The organism is Duganella sp. GW821-FHT01E12 (genome assembly GCF_059422325.1).
Genome location: NZ_JBWKWR010000001.1, coordinates 1,132,769 through 1,151,474 on the forward strand (window position 1 = coordinate 1,132,769; position 18,706 = coordinate 1,151,474).

The 18,706-nt window shown below is 68.3% G+C and carries 13 protein-coding genes; 4 read left to right on the forward strand and 9 right to left on the reverse strand.

The genetic code is table 11. The features are described 5' to 3' along the window. The first annotated feature begins 65 nt into the window (after positions 1-65). From AC07WS_RS04875 to AC07WS_RS04885, 3 genes are all read left to right on the forward strand, one after another. Positions 66-1,013, forward strand: coding sequence for a glycosyltransferase family 2 protein (locus AC07WS_RS04875; protein ID WP_494727952.1), 948 nt, complete (start codon positions 66-68; stop codon positions 1,011-1,013). Further along, complete coding sequence (locus AC07WS_RS04880) at positions 1,010-2,863, forward strand: hypothetical protein (protein ID WP_494727953.1); 1,854 nt, start codon at positions 1,010-1,012, stop codon at positions 2,861-2,863. Before AC07WS_RS04875 ends, AC07WS_RS04880 begins: the two co-directional genes overlap by 4 nt. Positions 2,864-2,995: 132 nt before the next feature. Continuing rightward, complete coding sequence (locus AC07WS_RS04885) at positions 2,996-3,871, forward strand: head GIN domain-containing protein (protein ID WP_494727954.1); 876 nt, start codon at positions 2,996-2,998, stop codon at positions 3,869-3,871. A gap of 51 nt (positions 3,872-3,922) precedes the next feature. Here the strand turns inward: AC07WS_RS04885 and AC07WS_RS04890 are convergent, their stop codons facing one another. The 3 genes from AC07WS_RS04890 to AC07WS_RS04900 all read right to left on the reverse strand — a co-directional run bounded on the left by AC07WS_RS04890 (position 3,923) and on the right by AC07WS_RS04900 (position 8,462). Further along, entirely contained in the window at positions 3,923-5,422 is a 1,500-nt protein-coding gene (locus tag AC07WS_RS04890) for a methyl-accepting chemotaxis protein (protein WP_494727955.1), read from the reverse strand. Positions 5,423-5,448: 26 nt separating this feature from the next. Next, positions 5,449-7,740 carry an EAL domain-containing protein gene (locus AC07WS_RS04895; protein ID WP_494727956.1) on the reverse strand — a complete coding sequence of 764 codons (2,292 nt, stop codon included), beginning with the start codon at positions 7,738-7,740 and terminating at the stop codon, positions 5,449-5,451. An 89-nt stretch (positions 7,741-7,829) separates the two neighbouring features. Further along, a complete protein-coding gene (locus AC07WS_RS04900) occupies positions 7,830-8,462 on the reverse strand; it encodes a GIN domain-containing protein (protein WP_494727957.1) in 633 nt (210 codons plus the stop codon). Positions 8,463-8,694: 232 nt separating this feature from the next. On the opposite strand from AC07WS_RS04900, the gene AC07WS_RS04905 reads away from it, so the two are divergent. Then, positions 8,695-10,002, forward strand: coding sequence for an MFS transporter (locus AC07WS_RS04905; protein WP_494727958.1), 1,308 nt, complete (start codon positions 8,695-8,697; stop codon positions 10,000-10,002). Positions 10,003-10,081: 79 nt separating this feature from the next. Here the strand turns inward: AC07WS_RS04905 and AC07WS_RS04910 are convergent, their stop codons facing one another. The 6 genes from AC07WS_RS04910 to AC07WS_RS04935 form a co-directional block, all read right to left on the reverse strand. After that, positions 10,082-10,369, reverse strand: a complete 288-nt coding sequence (locus AC07WS_RS04910) for a PsiF family protein (RefSeq protein WP_494727959.1) — start codon at positions 10,367-10,369, stop codon at positions 10,082-10,084. Between the two features lie 91 nt (positions 10,370-10,460). Further along, complete coding sequence (locus AC07WS_RS04915) at positions 10,461-13,523, reverse strand: alpha-1,6-glucosidase domain-containing protein (RefSeq protein ID WP_494727960.1); 3,063 nt, start codon at positions 13,521-13,523, stop codon at positions 10,461-10,463. A 363-nt stretch (positions 13,524-13,886) separates the two neighbouring features. Further along, the gene (locus AC07WS_RS04920) at positions 13,887-15,413 is read right to left on the reverse strand and encodes a tryptophan halogenase family protein (RefSeq protein ID WP_494727961.1); all 1,527 of its coding nucleotides are present in this window, start codon (positions 15,411-15,413) and stop codon (positions 13,887-13,889) included. A gap of 10 nt (positions 15,414-15,423) precedes the next feature. Continuing rightward, positions 15,424-16,428: a cupin-like domain-containing protein gene (locus AC07WS_RS04925; RefSeq protein WP_494727962.1), complete on the reverse strand. Its 1,005-nt coding sequence runs from the start codon at positions 16,426-16,428 to the stop codon at positions 15,424-15,426. Next, positions 16,421-17,122: a SapC family protein gene (locus AC07WS_RS04930; protein WP_494727963.1), complete on the reverse strand. Its 702-nt coding sequence runs from the start codon at positions 17,120-17,122 to the stop codon at positions 16,421-16,423. Before AC07WS_RS04930 ends, AC07WS_RS04925 begins: the two co-directional genes overlap by 8 nt. A 15-nt stretch (positions 17,123-17,137) precedes the next feature. Beyond that, entirely contained in the window at positions 17,138-18,661 is a 1,524-nt protein-coding gene (locus tag AC07WS_RS04935; RefSeq protein ID WP_494727964.1) for a tryptophan halogenase family protein, read from the reverse strand. Between the last annotated feature and the right edge of the window lie 45 nt (positions 18,662-18,706).

The window sequence follows — 18,706 nt, forward strand, 5'->3', positions numbered from 1 at the left end:
AGCCGCTATGATAACATCGGCGCTTTGCGCGCTCTCCGCCGCGCGCTTTTCCGAGAAGACCGTACATGCTCCATTCCCCCCATTTGCCGGCAGCGCGGATCGCCGTCCTGGTGCCCTGTTATAACGAAGCCCTGACCGTCGCTGCCATCGTGCGCGACTTCAAGGCCGCCTTGCCGGCCGCCACCGTCTACGTCTTCGACAATAACTCCAGCGACGACACCGCCGCCGTCGCGCGCGCCGCCGGCGCCGTGGTGCGCGGCGTGCCGCTGCCGGGCAAGGGCAGCGTGGTGCGCCGCATGTTCGCCGACGTCGAGGCCGACGCCTACATCATGGTCGACGGCGACGACACCTACGATGCCGCCGCCGCGCCGGCCATGGTGGCCCAACTGCTGAGCGACGGCCTCGACATGCTGGTCGGCAGCCGCGTCACCGAGGAGCAGGCGGCCTACCGCTTCGGCCACCGCTTCGGCAACGGCCTGCTGACCCGCTGCGTCTCGCTGATCTTCGGCCGCACCTTCACCGACATCCTGTCCGGCTACCGCGTCTTCTCGCGCCGCTTCGTCAAGTCCTTCGCTGCCCATTCGTCCGGCTTTGAAATCGAGACCGAGCTGACGGTGCACGCGCTCGGGCTGCGCATGCCGGTGGCCGAGCTGCCGACCGTGTACCGCTCGCGCCCGGAGGGCTCGGTCAGCAAGCTCAACACCTACCGCGACGGCATGCGCATCCTGTTCACCATCGCCCGCCTGTTCAAGTCCGAGAAGCCGCTGGCCTTTTATGGGCTGGCCTTCGCGGCCAGCGCGGCGGCCTCGGTCGAGCTGGCGCTGCCGCTGTTCGCCACCTATCTGCAGACCGGCCTGGTGCCGCGCCTGCCGACCGCCGTGTTGTGCGTGGCGCTGATGCTTGGCGGCGTGATCGCGCTGGCCTGCGGCATCATTCTCGACGCCGTCACCAAGGCGCGCATCGAGCAGAAGCGCTTCGCCTACCTGGCCGTGCCCGCGCCGGAGGCGCCATGAGCGCGGCGCCGGCCGTGCTCGGCGCGCTCGAACGCTGGTTCGACCGCCGCAGCGCGCGCTTGAACCGGCCCGGCGCGATGCGCCACGCGGTCTGGATCGTGCCGCTGCTGTTTGGCCTGCTGTCGCTGCTGCTGGGCCAGGACAACAACTGGGACCTGCGCAACTACCACCTCTACAACGCCTACGCGCTGCTGAACGGCCGCCTGGGCCTGGACCTGTCGCCGGGGCAGTGGCAAAGCTATTTCAATCCCACGCTGGACCTGCTGTACTACGGCTTGAACCGCGCGCTGCCGGCGCCGCTGGCCGGCTTCGTCATGGGCGCGCTGCACGGGCTCAATTTCGTGCTGGTGCTGGCCATCGCGCGCCTGCTGCTGCCGGCGCCGGACGCCGCCGACCGCTATCGCCTGCCGCTGCTGCTGGCGCTGGCCGGCACCTTGGGCACGGGCTTCCTGTCCGAGCTGGGCAACTCGATGGGCGACAATCTGAGCGCGCTGTTCGTGCTGGCGTCGCTGTACCTGGTGCTGCGCCACTGGCCGCGCTGGCGCGCGTGGGACCGCCGCGCGCCGGGCTGGCTGGCGCTGTCCGGCCTGGCCATGGGCCTGGGCACCGGCCTGAAACTGACCAACGCCACCTTCGCGCTGGCGCTGTGCGCGGCGCTGCTGACCGTGGACGGCCGCTGGTGGCAGCGCCTGCGCCTGTCGCTGGTGTACGGCGTGGCCGTGCTGGCGGGGCTGGGCGCCAGCGCCGGCCACTGGTTCTGGCGCATGTGGCGGATGTTCGGCAATCCGCTGTTCCCGCAGATGAACGACCTGTTCCGCAGCCCGCTGGCGCAGCCGGTGGGCGTGGCCGACACCGCGCACCTGCCGCACAACCTGGGCGAGGCGCTGCTGTGGCCCTTCATCTTCACGCTGGACGGCCACCGCGTGTCCGAGCTGGTGATGCGCCAGCTGATCTGGCCGGTGACCTATGTGCTGTTTATCGCGCTGGCCGTGCGCCTGCTGGCCGGCCTGCTGCGCGGCGCCGGCGGGGCCGCGCCGGCGGATGGCCGGGCGCGCCTGCTGCTGGTGTTTTTCGCGCTCGGATACCTGGGCTGGCTTAAGCTGTTCGGCATCTACCGCTACCTGGTGCCGCTGGAGCTGCTGGCGCCGCTGGCGGTCTGGCTGCTGCTGCAGCGGCTGTGCCAGCCGCGGCTGGCGCGCCGCGCCGGCGCCTGGCTGCTGACGCTGTGCGCCATCGTGGTCTTCCCCTTCGCCACCTGGGGCCACAGCGGCTGGACCGCGGACGGCTTTAGCGCCGACGATCCCGGCCTGGCCGATCCGGCCTCCAGCCTGGTCTACACCGCGCACGGCGATCCGCCGATGGGCTGGATGGCCACCCTGCTGCCGCCGCAGGTGGCGGTGGTGGCGCTGGCCGGCGGCTTTCCGGAGTCGCCCGCCTACCTGGAGCGCATCCGCGCGGTCGCGGCCGGCCGCCACGGCGCCCATTACGTGATGCTGACCGCGGCCGTCAACCACGAGGACATCACGCTGGCCAAGAAAAACCGGCTGGCCTCCTGGCTGGGCCAGACCGGCAGCGACGCCGGCTGCGCGCGGCTGGCTTGGATGATGGGCAAGGTCCGCTTCCACGTCGGCGTCGAGATGCTGGCGGCGCCGGACGGGCCGCGCTGCCGCCTGGCGCTGCTGCCGCCATACCGCATGGACCCGGCCGCCCGCGACCTGGCGGTGCAGCAGCAGGCGGCGCGGGACCTGCAGCGCTACGGCCTGCGGCTGCGCCCGGGCAGCTGCCGGGTGCACCGCGCGGCGATCGGCGCCGAACCCTATCCCTACCAGCTGTGCGAGCTGGAGCGCTGACACAGCGGAGGGCGCCCGGGGCGCCCTTTGTGCGTCTCGGCCCCCGTTTTCTGCCGTTCGTCGCACGGCGCGGGCGGCGCGCGGGCGGCGGCGCTACAGTGTCGACACGATAACTTCAGGGACCACCCCATCATGCGCACCGCCATCTCCATCGCCGTCATCACCGCCTTCGCCACCCTTGCCGGCTGCGCCGTCATCGTCGTCCCGGACGACGGCAGCGGCAACGTGCACTACAGCTCCGCCTTCGGCAGCCCGGCGGTGCAGGGCAACGGCCAGACGGCCACCGAACGGCGCGACGCCTCCGGCAGCGACGGCATCGACATCAACGGCCCGATGCAGGTCGAGGTGCGGGTCGGCGCCGCCGCCTCGCTGCAGGTCGAGGGCGACAGCAACCTGCTGCCCATGCTGCGCACCGACGCCAGCGGCGGCATGCTGCGGGTCTGGATCGACGGCAGCGTGCGCAGCGCCAACCCGCTGCGCGTGATCTACACCACGCCGCAGCTGCGCCAGGTCAACGCCAACGGCTCCGGTCGCCTGACGGTGAGCGGCTTGAACGGCAGCCCGTTCAACTTGAGCCAGAACGGCTCGCGCCAGGTGCAGCTGTCGGGCAATGTCAGCCGCTTCGACGTGCGCGTCAACGGCTCGGGCAGCGTCGACGCGGCCGGTCTGCAAAGCGGCTCCACCGTGGCCAGCGTGAACGGCTCCGGGCGCCTGGACCTGGGCCGCCTGGACGGCGACTCGCTGAACCTGGAGGTCCGGGGCTCGGGCGGGGCCGCCGCCAGCGGCACGGTGCGCGGCATGAACGTGCGCGTGTACGGCTCCGGCAGCGCCGACCTGGCCGGCCTGACCAGCCAGAGCGCGGAACTGGTGTCCTACGGCTCCGGCAGCATCTCGGCCGGCGTCAGCCAGTCGCTGGTGGCCGACGCCTCCGGCTCCGGCCACGTCACCGTGTACGGCAACCCGGCGCAGCGCAGCATCAGCGGCAAGCGCGTCAGCGTGATGCAGTAAGCCGGCCGGCGGCGGAAGGCGAGGGCGCCGCCCGTCGAACCGCCTCCCGGGTCAGCGCACCTTGAAGAAGGACATGGAACTCTGCAGCTGCCCGGCCTGGCCGCTCATTTCCTCGGCGGTGGCGGCCAGTTGCTCGGAGCTGGAGGCGTTCATCTGGGTGGTCTGGCTCAACTGGCTCATGGCCGAGTTGATCTGGCTCGCGCCGGTGGTCTGCTCCTCCGACGCCGCCGTGATCTCCTGCACCAGGTCCGAGGTGCGGCGGATGTTGGGCAGCATGGTGTCGAGCAGGGCGCCGGCCTTCTCGGCCAGGCTGACGCTGCCGCTGGCGACCTGCTCGATCTCCTGCGCCGCCACCTGGCTGCGCTCGGCCAGCTTGCGCACCTCGGCCGCCACCACCGCGAAGCCCTTGCCGTGGTCGCCGGCGCGCGCCGCCTCGATGGCCGCGTTCAGCGCCAGCAGGTTGGTCTGGTAGGCGATGTCGTCGATGATGCCGATCTTCTTGGCGATCTCGCGCATCGCCAGCACCGTCGAGCGCACCGCCTCGCCGCCTTCGCCGGCCTCCTGCGCGGCCTTGCCGGCCATGCCGTCGGTGACCTTGGCGTTCTCGGTGTTCTGCGCGATCGAGGCCGACATCTGCTCGATGGCGGCGCTCGACTCCTCGGCCGCGGCGGCCTGCTCGCTGGCCCCCTGCGACAGCGACTGCGCGGTGGCGCTTACCTCCTCCGAGGCGCTGGCCAGCGCCTCGGCGCCGTCGTTGACCTCGGTCACCACGCGCGACAGGTTGCCCACCATGGTGTGCATGGCCGCCAGCAGGCTGGTGCTGTCGCCCGGCTTGAGGCGCACCTGCATCGTCAGGTCGCCGGCCGCCACGCGGTTGACCACCTCGGCGGCGTAGTCGGGCTCGCCGCCGAGCTGGCGCAGTAGCGCGCGCGTGATGAGGGCGCTGATCAGCGCCACCACCAGCAGCGTGCCGGCGGCGATGACGATCGAGCTGCGCATCGCCGACGCCTTCATGGCCACCGCGTCGTCCGAGCCTTTCTGCCCCAGCTCGATGTTGTAGTCGAAGTGGTTGTCGATGGCGGTCTGCATCACCTGGATTTCGGGCCGGGCCTGCTCCAGCAAGATGCGCGCCTTGTCGTTGCGGTTGGCGCGCGACTCGACCAGCACCGCGTCGATCATCGGCTGCACCTTGGCCCAGGAGTCGTGCTCGCGCGTCAGGATGGCCTTGTCCTTGTCGTCGCTCAGCAGCGCTTCGTATTTCTTGAGGTTGTCGTCGACCCCCTTGCGCATGTCGGCGATCTGGGCGTCGATCTCCGCCATCTTCTTGTCGTCGGTGTTGAGCACGTGCTGGTTGACGCGGATGCGCATGCGCAGGAAGCTGTCGCGCACCCGGTCCAGTACCACCAGGCTGGGCACCGTGTTGACGGTCGAGTAGCTGGCCGATTCATACACTTTGTTCATCTGATGCTGGCTCAAGCCGGCCAGCATGGCGATGCCGGCCAGCGCGGCGCCGGCCAGCGCGATCATTTTCTGTACCACCGTCAGTTTCATTGCTCGCTCCCCCAGTTATGCGTGGCTCACGCGGCGGCCACCGCCGTCTTTCCCTGCAATCGGTCGATCAGCGCGGCCAGCGGCGCCGGCCGCGCGTACAGATAGCCCTGCATGCAGTCGCAGCCGTGGGCCACCAGGAAGTCGGCCTGCTGCTGCGTCTCCACGCCCTCGGCCACCACCCGCAGGCCCAGGTGGCCGGCCATGGCCAGGATGGACTGCACCAGCGCCCGGCTGTTGGCGTCGTCCGGCGTGTCCATGACGAAGCTGCGGTCGATCTTCAGCTCGTACAGCGGCATCTGCTTCAGGTAGGCCAGGCTGGAATAGCCGGTGCCGAAATCGTCGATCGAGAAGCGCAGCCCCAGCGCCGCCAATTCGTGCATGCGGGCGATGGTCTGCTCCATCTTGTCGATCAGCAGGCCCTCGGTCACCTCCAGCACCAGCAGCGCGGCCGGGGCGCCGCTGTCGGCCAGCGCGCGCCGCACCACGTCGACGAAATCGGCCTGGCGGAACTGGGTCGGGCTGACGTTGACCGACAGCGGCATGGCCAGCCCGGCGCGCGCCAGCTCCAGCACCGCCGCGCAGGCCTGGCGCAGCGCCCACGCGCCCAGTGCGACGATCAGCCCCGATTCCTCGGCCACCGGGATGAACACCTGCGGCGGCACCATGGCGCCGTCGGCCAGCGGCCAGCGCATCAGCAGCTCGCCGCCGACCGTGCGGCCGTCGCGGTCGACCTGGGCCTGCACGTGCATCCGCAGCGCGCCGGCCGCCAGCGCGGCGGCCAGGTCGCGCTCCAGCGACAGGCGCCGCTCGAGCTCGGCCTGCATGGCGGTCTCGTAGAAGGCGATGCCGTTGCGGCCCTCGGCCTTGGCGCGGTACATCGCGGTGTCGGCCTCGCGCAGCAGGTCCTGCGCGCTCTGGCCGCCCCGCGGCAGCATGGTCACGCCGATGCTGGCGGTGGAGTTGTAGGTCTGGCCGCCGATCTCGAAGTCGCGGCCGATGGCGGCGCGGATCTTTTCCGCCACGGTGGCGGCGGCGTGGGTGGCGGCGTGCAGCTCGTGCGCCAGGTGGCCCAGCAGCACCACGAACTCGTCGCCGCCGATGCGCGCCACCGTGTCGGCCTTGCGCATCAGCTGCGACAGGCGCTCGGCGGCGTTGCGCAGCAGGGCGTCGCCGATGGCGTGGCCGCGCGCGTCGTTGATGGTCTTGAAGCGGTCCAGGTCGATGAACATGACGGCGCTGTAGGTGGCGCCGCGCTCGGAGCTGGCCAGCAGCTTGTCGATGCGGTCCATCAGCAGGCGGCGGTTGGGCAGGCCGGTGAGCACGTCGAAGAAGGCCAGGCGGTGGATGTCGTCCTGCGACTTCTTGCGCTCGGTGATGTCGCGCTCGACCGCCACCCAGTGCGTGTTGACGCCGCCCTCGTCGGCGAACGGCACCAGCTCGGTCTCCACCCAGTAGGGCTCGCCGGCCTTGGTGTAGTTCAGCAGCTCGGCGCGCACCGCCTCGCTGCGCGCCATGGCCCGCTCGATGTGCGCCAGCACGGCGGCCTCGGTGTCGGGCCCCTGCAGCAGGCGCAGGCTGCGTCCCAGCACCTCGCCGCGCCGGTAGCCGGTGCGGCGCTCGAAGGCGTCGTTGACGAAGATGATGTGCTGGCTGGGCGCGCCGCCGGCGCCGTCCGGCTCGACCTCGGCGATCAGCACCATGTCGTTCAGGCGCGACACCGCGGCCGAGGTCAGGCGCAGCTCGGCGTTGAGCGCCGACAGTTCCTGCTGGTGCTGCTGCAGCTCGCCGAAGGAGCGCGCCAGGTGCTGCAGCAGCACCGCGCACGACAGGGTCAGCACCGCCGTCATGAACAGGAAGTTGAAGGTGACGATGGCCGACTTGAGCAGGCCGTAGTCGGGGATGCCGTCCAGCTGCAGCTGGGCGTTCTGGTCGAAGCCGACCACCATCACGGCCAGCCCGGCCAGGCCCAGCGTCCACAGCGCCGGGCGCAGGCCCAGCAGCAGCGCCGCCAGCACCGGCACCGCCATCAGGTAGATCTGGCTGACCGGCCCGACCTTGAGCAGCAGGCCGATGCCGACCATGAAGGCGATGGCCAGGAAGTTGACCACCCGCAGCGTGTACGGCAGGCGGCGCCAGCGCCAGATCACGGCCAGCCAGACCAGCGCGACGAGGTCGATGACGACGATGGACCAGATGCCCTCGCCGGCGGCCAGCAGCATGCTGGGCACGGCGGTGGCCGCGCCCAGGACGAACACGACCAGCAGCAGCTTCGCAAAGATTTGCGCGCGCCAGTGCGCGATGTCGTTCGGCACAGCCACCGTGTCAGCCTCCGAAGTGCGTTGCGGTTCTTGTGTCTTTGATAGTAACCGCAATCGCCCTGCGTGTCAGCAGGGCGGGCTGGCGGGCCCTAGTCGCGGGCGGTGAAACTGCCGATGCCGGCGATGGACTTGTTGACCGTCTTCGGATGGCCGTAGTATTCCAGCTCGCCCATGCCCTTGGCGACCGCGTTGAGCAGCTCGGTGGCGTGCACGCTGACGTGGCCCACGCCCTCGAAGTTGACGTCGACCCGCTCGGCCACCAGCGCCTTGGTGTCGATCTCGCCCACGCCCTTGGCGTTGACGCGCAGGTATTTGATCTTGCCGTTGGCCGCCACGTGGCCGGCGCCCAGGTAGCCGATGTCGAGCCGGTCGCCGCTGACCTTGTTGAGGATGGTCTCGCCCGCGCCCTCGACCTTGACCCGGCTCAGCGACGGCAGCGTGATGGTGATGCGCGGCTCGCCCTTGCCGGATTTGAACGATTTGTCCGGCATGGTGATCAGCAGCTCGTTGGCCACCACCTCGGTCTTGAGCGCGGCGACGAACTTGTCGTCGCCGCTGACCACCACCGACTGCGCCTTGCCCACCTCCACCGTCATGGCGAAGGCGCCCTTGGCGTTGATGGCGACGAAGGACGGCAGCTGGCGGGTGGACTCGGCGGCCGCGGCGGCGGCGCTCACGGCAAACAGGGCGGGGATCAGGACGGCGGCTACGGTACGGCGCATGGTAATTCCTCGGTGATTGTCAATTTGAACAAAGTGAATTTTACTTAAGCTGGCCGCCGCTGCCGACAAGTTTGCGATAAACGGTAGATTTCCTGGCATGTGTTGCATTATGGATACGTTCAATGGCCGGGGGCGGCGCGCCGTTGAAGGGAAAATGAAAGAAATGGGGCGTATGATCGGGAAAATTCCGGCGGACCCGTTCCGACCCGATTCACACAACAGCGAGACATCCATGACCTCCCCCTCCCACTCCCCAGTCCGGCAGTCGCATTTCAGCACGGTGTTCCGCGTCGTCAGCGGCAACTTCATGGAGATGTTCGACTTCTTCCTGTTCGGCTTTTACGCCAACGCCATCGCCAAGGCCTTCTTCCCCAGCGGCGACGAGGTCGCCTCGCTGATGATGACCTTCATGACCTTCGGCGCCGGCTTCCTGATGCGGCCGCTGGGCGCCATCGTGCTCGGCGCCTACGTCGACCGGGTCGGGCGCCGCCAGGGCCTGATCGTCACGCTGGCGCTGATGGCGCTGGGCACGCTGCTGATCGCCTGCGTGCCGGGCTTCGCGACCATCGGCTACCTGGCGCCGGCGCTGGTGCTGATCGGCCGCCTGCTGCAGGGCTTCTCGGCCGGCGTCGAGCTGGGCGGAGTGTCGGTCTACCTGGCGGAGATGGCCACGCCGGGCCGCAAGGGCTTTTATGTGAGCTGGCAGTCGGCCAGCCAGCAGGTGGCGGTGGTGGCGGCCGCCGCGCTGGGCTACGCGCTCAACCAGTGGCTCACGCCGGCCGAGGTGGGCGCGTGGGGCTGGCGCATCCCCTTCTTCGTCGGCTGCCTGATCGTGCCGGTGCTGTTCGTGATCCGCCGCTCGCTGCAGGAGACCGAGGAATTCAAGGCCCGCAAGCACCGGCCGGAACTGAAGGAAATCTTCCGCTCCATGCTTAACAACTGGGCGCTGGTGATCGCCGGCATGATGCTGGTGGCCATGACCACCGTGTCGTTCTACCTGATCTCCGTCTACACGCCGACCTTCGGCAAGAACGTGCTGCACCTGTCCACCACCGACGCGCTGATGGTGACCCTGTGCGTGGGCCTGTCAAACTTCTGCTGGCTGCCGGTGATGGGTTCGCTGTCGGATCGCGTCGGCCGCCGTCCGCTGCTGATCTGCTTCACCGTGCTGGCCATCTGCACCGCGTATCCGGCGCTGCACTGGCTGGTGCAGGCGCCCAGCTTCGGCCGCATGCTGGGCGTGGAGCTGTGGCTGTCCTTCCTGTACGCCAGCTACAACGGCGCGATGGTGGTGGCGCTGACCGAGGTGATGCCGGTCGAGGTGCGCACGGTGGGCTTCTCGCTGGCCTACAGCCTGGCGACGGCGGTGTTCGGCGGCTTCACGCCGGCCATCGCGACCGGGCTGATCGAATACACCGGCGACAAGAGCGCGCCGGGCTGGTGGATGACGTTCGCCGCCGTGTGCGGCCTGTGCGCCACGCTGATCCTGTACCGCCGCCAGGCGCGGCAGCAGCGGCACGCGGTTGGCGCGGCGGCTTAGTTCGCGCCGAGCGCGCCATGCCCGCGCAGGCGAACGTCATTCCCGCCTGCGCGGGAATGACCGGCGGCCGCTTCCGGCGTTATTTGCCGCTCAGGCAGCCCTTCATGAAAGCCTTGCGCTCGTCACCCTTCTTGCCGGTGGCGTCGGCGTTACAGGCTTTCATCTTGTCCTGCTGCGTCATCTTCGGCGCCGGGGCTTCGGCCTTGGCGCTCAGGCATTCCTTCATGAACGCCTTGCGCTCATCGCCTTTCTTGCCGGCCGCGTCGGCGTTACAGGTTTTCATCTTGCTTTGCTGGGCCGTCGGCTCGGCGGCGTAGGCCGCGCCGCACAGTGACAGGATCAGGCTGGCAACGAACAATTTTTTCATTTTTAATTCCTCGAAGGTCGAATGACGGAAGGCGCGGCGGTGGTGCTTGCCACATGGGCACTATAACCGAGTTGCCCGCCGCCGCGCCATCCTATTGCGCTTCTTCCACGAACACCACGGCGCTGCGCGCGGCGACGCTGAACCTGCCGCCCTCCGCGCTGTAGTTGCCCAGCCGCGTGTTGCGCCCGCCGCCGGCGCCCAGCAGGATGCGGTGCACGCTCAGCTTGCGCCCGGCCAGCTCCGGCACGGCGATGCTCTTGCCCACCTTGTCGACGTTGAACACCGCCACCACCATCTTGTAGCGGGCGCCCTGGTAGCGGCGCGGCTGCTGGCCGTCGATGCTCATCACGATCAGGCCCGGCACCTGCTGCGGCCCGGTGTTGTAGAAGCGCAGCCGCTCGGACACGTCCTGCGCCGTGCGCAGGCGGAACAGGCTGCTGTCCTGGCGGATCGCCAGCAAGTCGTTGACGGCGTCGCGGGCGCCGACGATGGCCGCGCTGTCCGGCTTGAGCAGCGGGTTGGCCAGCAACGGCGACATCAGCGGCCAGTTGTCCCGGTTCACGCCGGCCAGCGGCAGGCCGACGCCGAAGTTGTTCGACTGGTAGCTGTAATCGAGTTTGTTGAACCAGTCGCCGGCGTCGTAGCTGTCGCGGTCCATCGACTTCGAGCGCAGCATCTCCTGGCCGGCGTGCAGGAAGGGCACGCCCTGCGCCAGGATGTTGATGGCCGCGCCCAGCGTCTGCACCCGCACGCGGTCGGCCATGCTGGTGGCGGCCGGCAGCTTGTAGACGTTCAGGTCGTACAAGGTCTGGTTGTCGTGCGCCTCGATGTAGTTGATGGTCTCCGAAGGCTGGGCCGCGAAGCCGGCCTGCTGGCCGAAGTAGTCGATCTCCGAGTTCTTGCGCACGGCGCCGCTGCGGTCGGTGAAGCTGTAGTCGCGCAAGGTGCCGGACAGGCTCACCTTGACCAGGTCGCCCAGGCGCAGCAAGTCGTCCCTGGTCTGCGTCGACTGCGCGTTCGGATCGAGGTAGGCGCCGTTGATGTATCCCTGCTGGCTGACCAGGCTGGAACCGCTGTCGCAGCAGCCGCCGCCGCGCACGGTGTCGCGGATGCGGTCGTTGAACGAGCCGATGCCGCTGCCGTACATATTGGCCTGGCGCGCCTGCACGAAGCGGGCGTCGTTGGCCACCGTGCCGAAGTTCCACGCTTCGCCGTACAGGTAGATGTCGCGCCCGGCCGCGCTGTTGACGGCCGCCTGCAGCCGCCGCATCACCGCCAGCGGCGTGAAGCCCATGATGTCGAAGCGGAAGCTGTCGACCCGGTAGTCGCGCGCCCAGGTGCTGACCGAATCGATCATCAGCTTGGCCATCATGGCGTTCTCGGACGCGGTGTCGGCGCAGCAGCTGTCGTTGGTGATGCCGCCGCCGGCGTTGAGGCGGTAGTAGTAGGTGGGCACGATCTTGTCCAGCACCGACAACGGTCCCTGCTGCGAAGCGCTGGTGTGGTTGTAGACCACGTCCATCGTCACCCGCAGGCCCTGTTTGTGCAGGCCCTGCACCATGGCGCGGAACTCGCGCACGCGCACCGCGCCGTCGTTGGCGTTGCTGGAATAGCTGCCTTCCGGCGCCGTGTAGTGCACCGGATCGTAGCCCCAGTTGAAGCAGTCGCCGCCGCGCGTGGCTTCCACCGCCGCCTGCTGGTCGGCGGAATTGGCGGCCGCGTTCGGAATGGCCGGCGTGCTGCAGCCGGCCTCGTTGACGCTGGCGTAGTCGAACGAGGGCAGCAGGTGGATGTGGGTCAGGCCGGACTTCTGCATCAGGCGCAGGTGGCGCATGCCGTCCGACTCCTGGTCGGTGAAGGCCAGGTATTTGCCGCGATGCGCGGGCGGCACGCTGGCGTCGCTGGCGCTGAAGTCGCGGATGTGCAGCTCGTACAGCGCGATGTCGGTCGGGCCGTCGAGGCGCGGCACCGGGTGATGGTCCCAGCCGTCGGGCTTGAGTGCGGCGCTGTCCAGGTTGGCGACGAAGCTGCGCTGGCTGTTGGCGTTCAGGCTGAGGGAGTAGGGATCGGTCACGCTGTTGTCCACCAGCGTGTTGCCGGCCCAGCGCGACAGCACCCGCACCTGGTAGGTGTAGTAGTAGCGGTTGACCCAGCTGGCGTCCGGCGCGGTGTAGCTCCAGATGCCGCTGGCGGCGTCGCGCTGCATGGCGCGGGTCTGCGTGCTGGCGCTGGTGGCGTCCGGGTACAGCTGGAGGCTGACCGACTTGGCGGTCGGCGCCCACACGCGGAAGGTCGGCACGCCGTTGCGGTCGTAGCTCAGGCCCAGCGTGGCGTTGACGGCCGCCGGCGCGAACACGCTGTCGAGCATGCCACTCATCTGCAGCGAGCTCACTTGCAGCAGCTTGCCGCCGGCGTCGAACTGCGCGACGGCGAACTGGCCGCTGGCCTTGGCCGCGATGCCGGCCGCGTCGGCATCCGCCATGGTCAGCGCGGTGGCGCCGGCCAGGTGCGGATATTTTTGCTGCAGGGCGGACGGCAAGGTGCCGGTGCTCAGCGCGATGCTGCCGTCGGCGCCGGTCACGCCGCCGCTGCCGGAGCCGAGGCCGCCGTTGGCTGCGTAGTACAGGCGGTAGCTGCCGCCGGCCGGCGCGCCCGGCCAAGCCAGCGTGGCGGCCGACAGCCAGTGCGCGCTGGCGTTGTTGAGGTTGCCGTAGCTGATGGCCGGCGGCGCGTCGTAGACGGTGCAGTCGCCTTCCAGCATCCACACTTCCTGGCCGTTGACGGCGATCCCGGGATTGAAGTTGGCCGACTGGTCGCTGCCGCAATTCTTGTTGCCGCTGCCGTCGGTGACCAGGAACCAGATCGCCGATTTGGCGGTGTTGACGGGGATGTCGACGTAGCCGCCGAAGTCGTCGCTCTGGGTCATCATGAAACGGCCGCTGATCCAGCCGGGGCTGGGGTTGACCGGGCCGTCCCACGAGTACACGCCCCACTGGCTGGCGTCGCCCGCCGCGCGGTGGAAGTGCATGCGGATATTGGCCGGGGCGGGCGGCGCCGCGACCGGCCCCGCCACCAGCTTGGCGCCCAGCAGCCGGGTGGCCGGAGCGGTGGCGCCTTCGCTGCCGCCGCCGCACGCGGCCAGCAGGGCAAGCATGCCCGCGGCCGTAATTACTTTCAGATGTGAAACTAAACTACAGTGCAGTTTCATGCTTGTCTCCGTGTTTTATGGTTATTTGCCTCCAATCGTCTGTGGACTGGATGGGTTTGTAATATTACTACCTAAAAAATATGGAAATGATAAATATTCAGCGGAGTGTTGTTGGCCGTGGACAGGCAAAAAAGAGCCCGCGCTGCGGGTATGCGCAGGGCGGGCTCTGTTTTTTCGGCTTTTACTAAAACGCGCTAACCATTACTACCCAATGCTAACCATCGATATTTCGTGCGGGACCGCGCTATTTTCGGAACTAAAAAATACTAATCGCCGCTAACGAAGATTGGCTTGGCGGCGGCCTGACGGTCAGGCCGCCCTGGTCGCCTCGGCGCGGCCGCAGTAACGTTCCACATACGCCTGGTGGGACGGCAGCTGCACCACGATGCGGTCCACCCGCGACTTGATACCGCCGAGGAAATGCCTGAGCTCCTCGTCGCCCATCAGGTCGGCGGTCTGGTGGTGCGAGCGCGGCATGATGCCCTGGCCCAGCATCACCTGTATCCACGAATTCTCCGCGAACAGCTCGTTCGGCACGCGGAACACGCGGCCCGTCTCTTGGAACAGGGCGATGCGGTGCTGCAGCGAGGCCGGGATGCTCATCTCGCGCGCCTCGGTCCAGAAGCGCGAGTCGGTGCGCTGGTTGACGTGGTAGTGCAGGATGATGAAATCGCGGATGTGCTCGATCTCGCTGTTGCACTGCTGGTTGTACTCGGCTATGTCGGCCTGGCTGATGCCGTCGGTGGGGAAGGTCTGCATCAGCCGCACCACGGCGCGCTGGATCAGGTGGATGCTGGTCGATTCGATCGGCTCCAGGAAGCCGCTCGCCAGCCCCAGCGCCACCACATTGCCCTTCCACGTTTGCTTGCGCTGGCAAGGCTTGAACTTGATCACGCGCGGCGTGACCAGCGTCTTGCCCTCGACGTTGCCCAGCAGCTGACGCATGGCCGCGTCGTCGTCCAGATGGCGGCTCGAATACACGATGCCGTTGCCCACCCGGTGCTGCAAGGGGATGCGCCACTGCCAGCCGGCCTGGTGCGCCATCGAGCGCGTCAGCGGCACGGCGTCGCCCACCGACTCGGTCTGCACCGCGATGGCGCGGTCGCAGAACAGCCATTGCGACCAGTCCTCCATCGGCTCCTGCATGGCCTCGCCGATCAGCAGGCCGCGGAAGCCGGTGCAGTCGATGAACAGGTCGCCCTCGATTTCCTGGCCCGACTCCAGCACCAGCGAGCGCACGTCGCCGTTGTCCTCGTGCTTGGTGTAGCGCACGATCTTGCCTTCGACGCGCTTCACGCCGCGCGGTTCGCTCAGGCGCCGCAGGTATTTGGCGTAGCGGCTGGCGTCCAGATGGTAGGCGTAGTTCATGCCGTTGTCCGGCAGGTGGGCGAAGCGGTTTTCAAGCGAGGCCTTCAGCTCCAGGCAGTAGTCGCCGTAGTCGCCGGCCAGGCCGCGCTCCACGCCCTTGTGCCAGAAGTGCTGGAAGCCGGCGGTCCAGTGGTCGGTGCCGGTCATGCCGAAGGAGTGGATGTAGTTCTTGCTCACGTCGCGCCAGCCTTCGAAGGCGATGCCCAGCTTGAACGTGGCCTGGGTCTCGGCCATGAATTCCTGCTCGTTGATCTCCAGCAGGTTGTGGAAATTGAGCAGCGTGGGAATGGTGGCCTCGCCGACGCCCACCGTGCCGATCTCGTCGGACTCGATCAAGGTGATGTCGAGCCGCTTGCCCAGCACCTTGGCGATGCCGGCCGCCGCCATCCAGCCGGCGGTGCCGCCGCCGGCGATGACGACGCGGCGCACCGGCCTGCGGGTGTTCGGGTCTCGGGGGCTTGGGTTCATCGGTGTCTCCTTAGCGGTGTATTTTGTTCAGGGTCTGGGCGCGCAGCACACGCGCGGCCTCGTCGTTGAGCGGCGCCAGCACATGGCGGGCATGCTCGGGAATGTGCGCGGCCGTGGTCTCGTCGGCCTCGAAGATGTAGTGGCGGAAGATCTCCTGCCACGCCTTGCGCTGCGCCGGCGGCAGGTCGCGCATGGTGAGGAAGGCCAGCATCAGCGCGCTGGTCGGCGTGTCCATGTAGTCGGGCGACTGGCGCCACCAGTAGTTGACCAGCACGTTGAACGGGTCCAGCGATTCGATATGGTGCCACCACATGCTGGGGATGAAGATGGCGTCGCCCGGCCCCAGCTCGGCGGTGCGCGCCTGCGCCAGCGCCTCGGCGAATTTCGGATATTTGTCGAAGTCCGGATTCAGCAGGTCCACCAGGCTGACGGCCTGGCCGGCCGGCGTGAAGTCCAGCGGGCCGATGTACAGGTTCTTCAACTGCTCCGGCGGGAACAGCGTGAAGCGGCGCCGGCCGGCCGCCACCACGGCCAGGTTGTCCGGCACGTCGTAGTGGGCGGCGATGCGCGTGCGGTTGCCGATCCAGATGCTGGCCAGCGCGTCGCGCCCGCCCAGGTTGATGTCGTTCTGTTCGCGGAAGCCGGGCAGGCAGGTCTCCACCGTGGTCGAGCCGACGTAGACGGTGGCCGGATTGGCTTGGTGGCGCTTGGCTTCGATCTCGTCCAGCACGGCGGTCAGCTTGGCGTGCACCGGATAGAAGTTGAAGCCGCTCATGTCGGCGTTGTAGAAGAAGCGTCCCCCCGCTTCCGGCGGGCCCAGCATGGCGCCCACGGTGGCGTCGCGGTAGTGGCTGCGCAGATAGGCGTCGCCGCCGCGCTCTGAGGCCAACGTGGCGCGCACCATCGGCCAGCTGGCGGCCAGGCCGCGCAGCACCAGCGGCTCGGTGGCGGTGAGGATGTCGTCGCCCAGGTCGTTCACGCCCAGGCCGCTGATCTCGCGCAGGGCTTCAGGCATGGGCGGCGTTCTTGCGGTCGATCAGCATGCGGAAGTTCGACAGCGAGGCCAGCACCATGTAGATGCTGTGCAGATGGCCGGCGCGGTGCAGCGCGGCCACGGCGTCCGCGTCCAGTGCCGCCAGCCTGTCCTCGTTGATGGTGTAGAAGCCCACCAGGCGGTTCTGCGAGCCGTCGTTCAGTTCCACGTCGAGCACGAAGCTTTCCAGCAGCTCGTGCTGCAGCAGCGCCGACAGCAAGGCCGGCGTGGCCTGCAGGCCCTGGTGGATGGACAGCAGCATCGAGCTGGCCCGCTCCAGGAATTCGCTGTTGCCGCCGTGCGGCAGGAACACCGGCTCGCCCTCGTCGCGGCTGACGCGCGGGCTGTCGGCGTCGATGTGCACCATCAGCTCGGTGCCGTTGACGCCGATCAGGAAGGGCTGGCGCTCGATCATCAGCGGCACGTAGGGCGCGTCCCAGCGCTCGCCGTCGAGGAACAGGTTTTCCTCCTCCTGGAAGCCGAACAGCGCGACCGGCTCGAAGCCCAGGCCGTCCGTGGTCTTGCGGAACACGATGGGGTAGCAGGCCTGCACGTCGCGGAACTCGGCCGGGAAGGTGGTGGCCCACATCTGGCGGTCGCCGAACTGCGCGCCGTGGCGGGTGATGACGCGCAGGTCCTTGTGGTCTACATTGTTGAGCAATACGATGTTCGGCATGTGGTCTCTCGTGATTTAGATTTTCTGCAAGCCGTGGCGCTTGATGTGGTTGATCAGTGTGCGGTTGTCCGGCAGCGCGCCCAGCATCTTGCGGGTCAGCTCGGCGGTCTCGCTGAAATAGCCGTCGGCCAGCGCGGCCTGGCGCGGCTGGGGATGTCTGAATTCGCTGCGGAAGCCCATGCCGTACAACACGTACTGGTAGCTGGCCCACGGGAACACTTCCTCGATGCGGTTGAAGTCGTTGCGCGATGGCGCGCGGTGGCGCCACAAGGTCAGCAAATCGTTCAGCCGCCCGGGGACGGCGGCGGTGTGGTCGCGCCAGTAGTCGCTGTCGCGGCGCTGGCTCAGCACGTAGTGCAGCTTGAGGAAGTCGATCACCCGTTCCCAGCGGTAGGTGAAGGCTTCGTTGAAACGGGCGGCGACGATGTCCATCGCCGCCCGCGTGGCCGGCAGCTCGTCGCTGACCATGGCGGCCGACATTTCCACCAGCGCCAGCGCCGACGCCTCCAGCGGCTCGATGAAGCCGGCCGACAGGCCGATGGCCACGCAGTTGCGGTGCCAGAAGCGTTCGCGGTAGCCGGGGTTGAAGCTGAGCTTGCGCGGCGGCGGGATGTCCGCCGGGCCGCCGGTGTCGGCGATGTAGCGGCGCAGCTCGGCCTCGGCCTGCTCGTCGCCGATGTGGGCCCAGGAGTACACATGGCCGACGCCGCGCCGGGTCGGCAGGCTGATGTCCCAGATCCAGCCGGCGCTTTGCGCGGTGGACGAGGTTTGCGAGGCGATCGGGTAATGGTCGTCGGGGTAGGGGATCTGCACCGCCAGCGCCGAGTCGTTGTACAGCACGTGCTTCTGCGACAGCAAGGGCACCTCGTAGTGCCGGCCCAGCAGCAGCGATTGCATGCCGGTGCAATCGATGAACAGGTCGCCTTCCAGCGCGCCGTGCGTCTGCGTGTGCAGCGCGGCGATGTCGCCGTCGTCGTGGCTGGCGATGCCGACCACATTGTCCGGCACATAGTGCACGCCCAGCTTTTCCAGGCAGTGCTTGCGCAGGAAGATGCCGAACTTGCCGGCGTCGAGATGGTAGCCGTAGTTGGCCACCGACGAGAACTCCGGCGTCACCACCTGCTTGGGTGCGCGGCCGTGGACGCACAGGTGGGGCTGGTAGCTGACCAGGTCGGCGAACGGAATGTCGGGATGCTGCGCCTGCCATTGCTCCGGCAGGTTCACTTCGTCGTAGCCTTGCGGCAGCACGAAGGGATGGAAGTAGTAGTCGTTGTCCGCGCCATTCACCCAGCGGTTGAAGCGCGAGCCCTGCTTGAACGAGGCGTCGCACTCGCGGAAGAAATCGGATTCGGACACGCCGATGCGGCGCAGCGTGTCGCGCATGCTGGGCCAGGTGCCTTCGCCCACGCCGATGGGCGCGATGTCGGGCGATTCGATCAGGGTGACGCGCAGGGACGTGCCCTGGTGGTCGGCCGCGATCAGTCCGGCCGTCAGCCAGCCGGCGGAACCGCCTCCCACAATCACGATGCGTCGGACCATATTGCTCGCCTTGGTTTAAGGATGAGATGGCTGAAGTCTAACCGA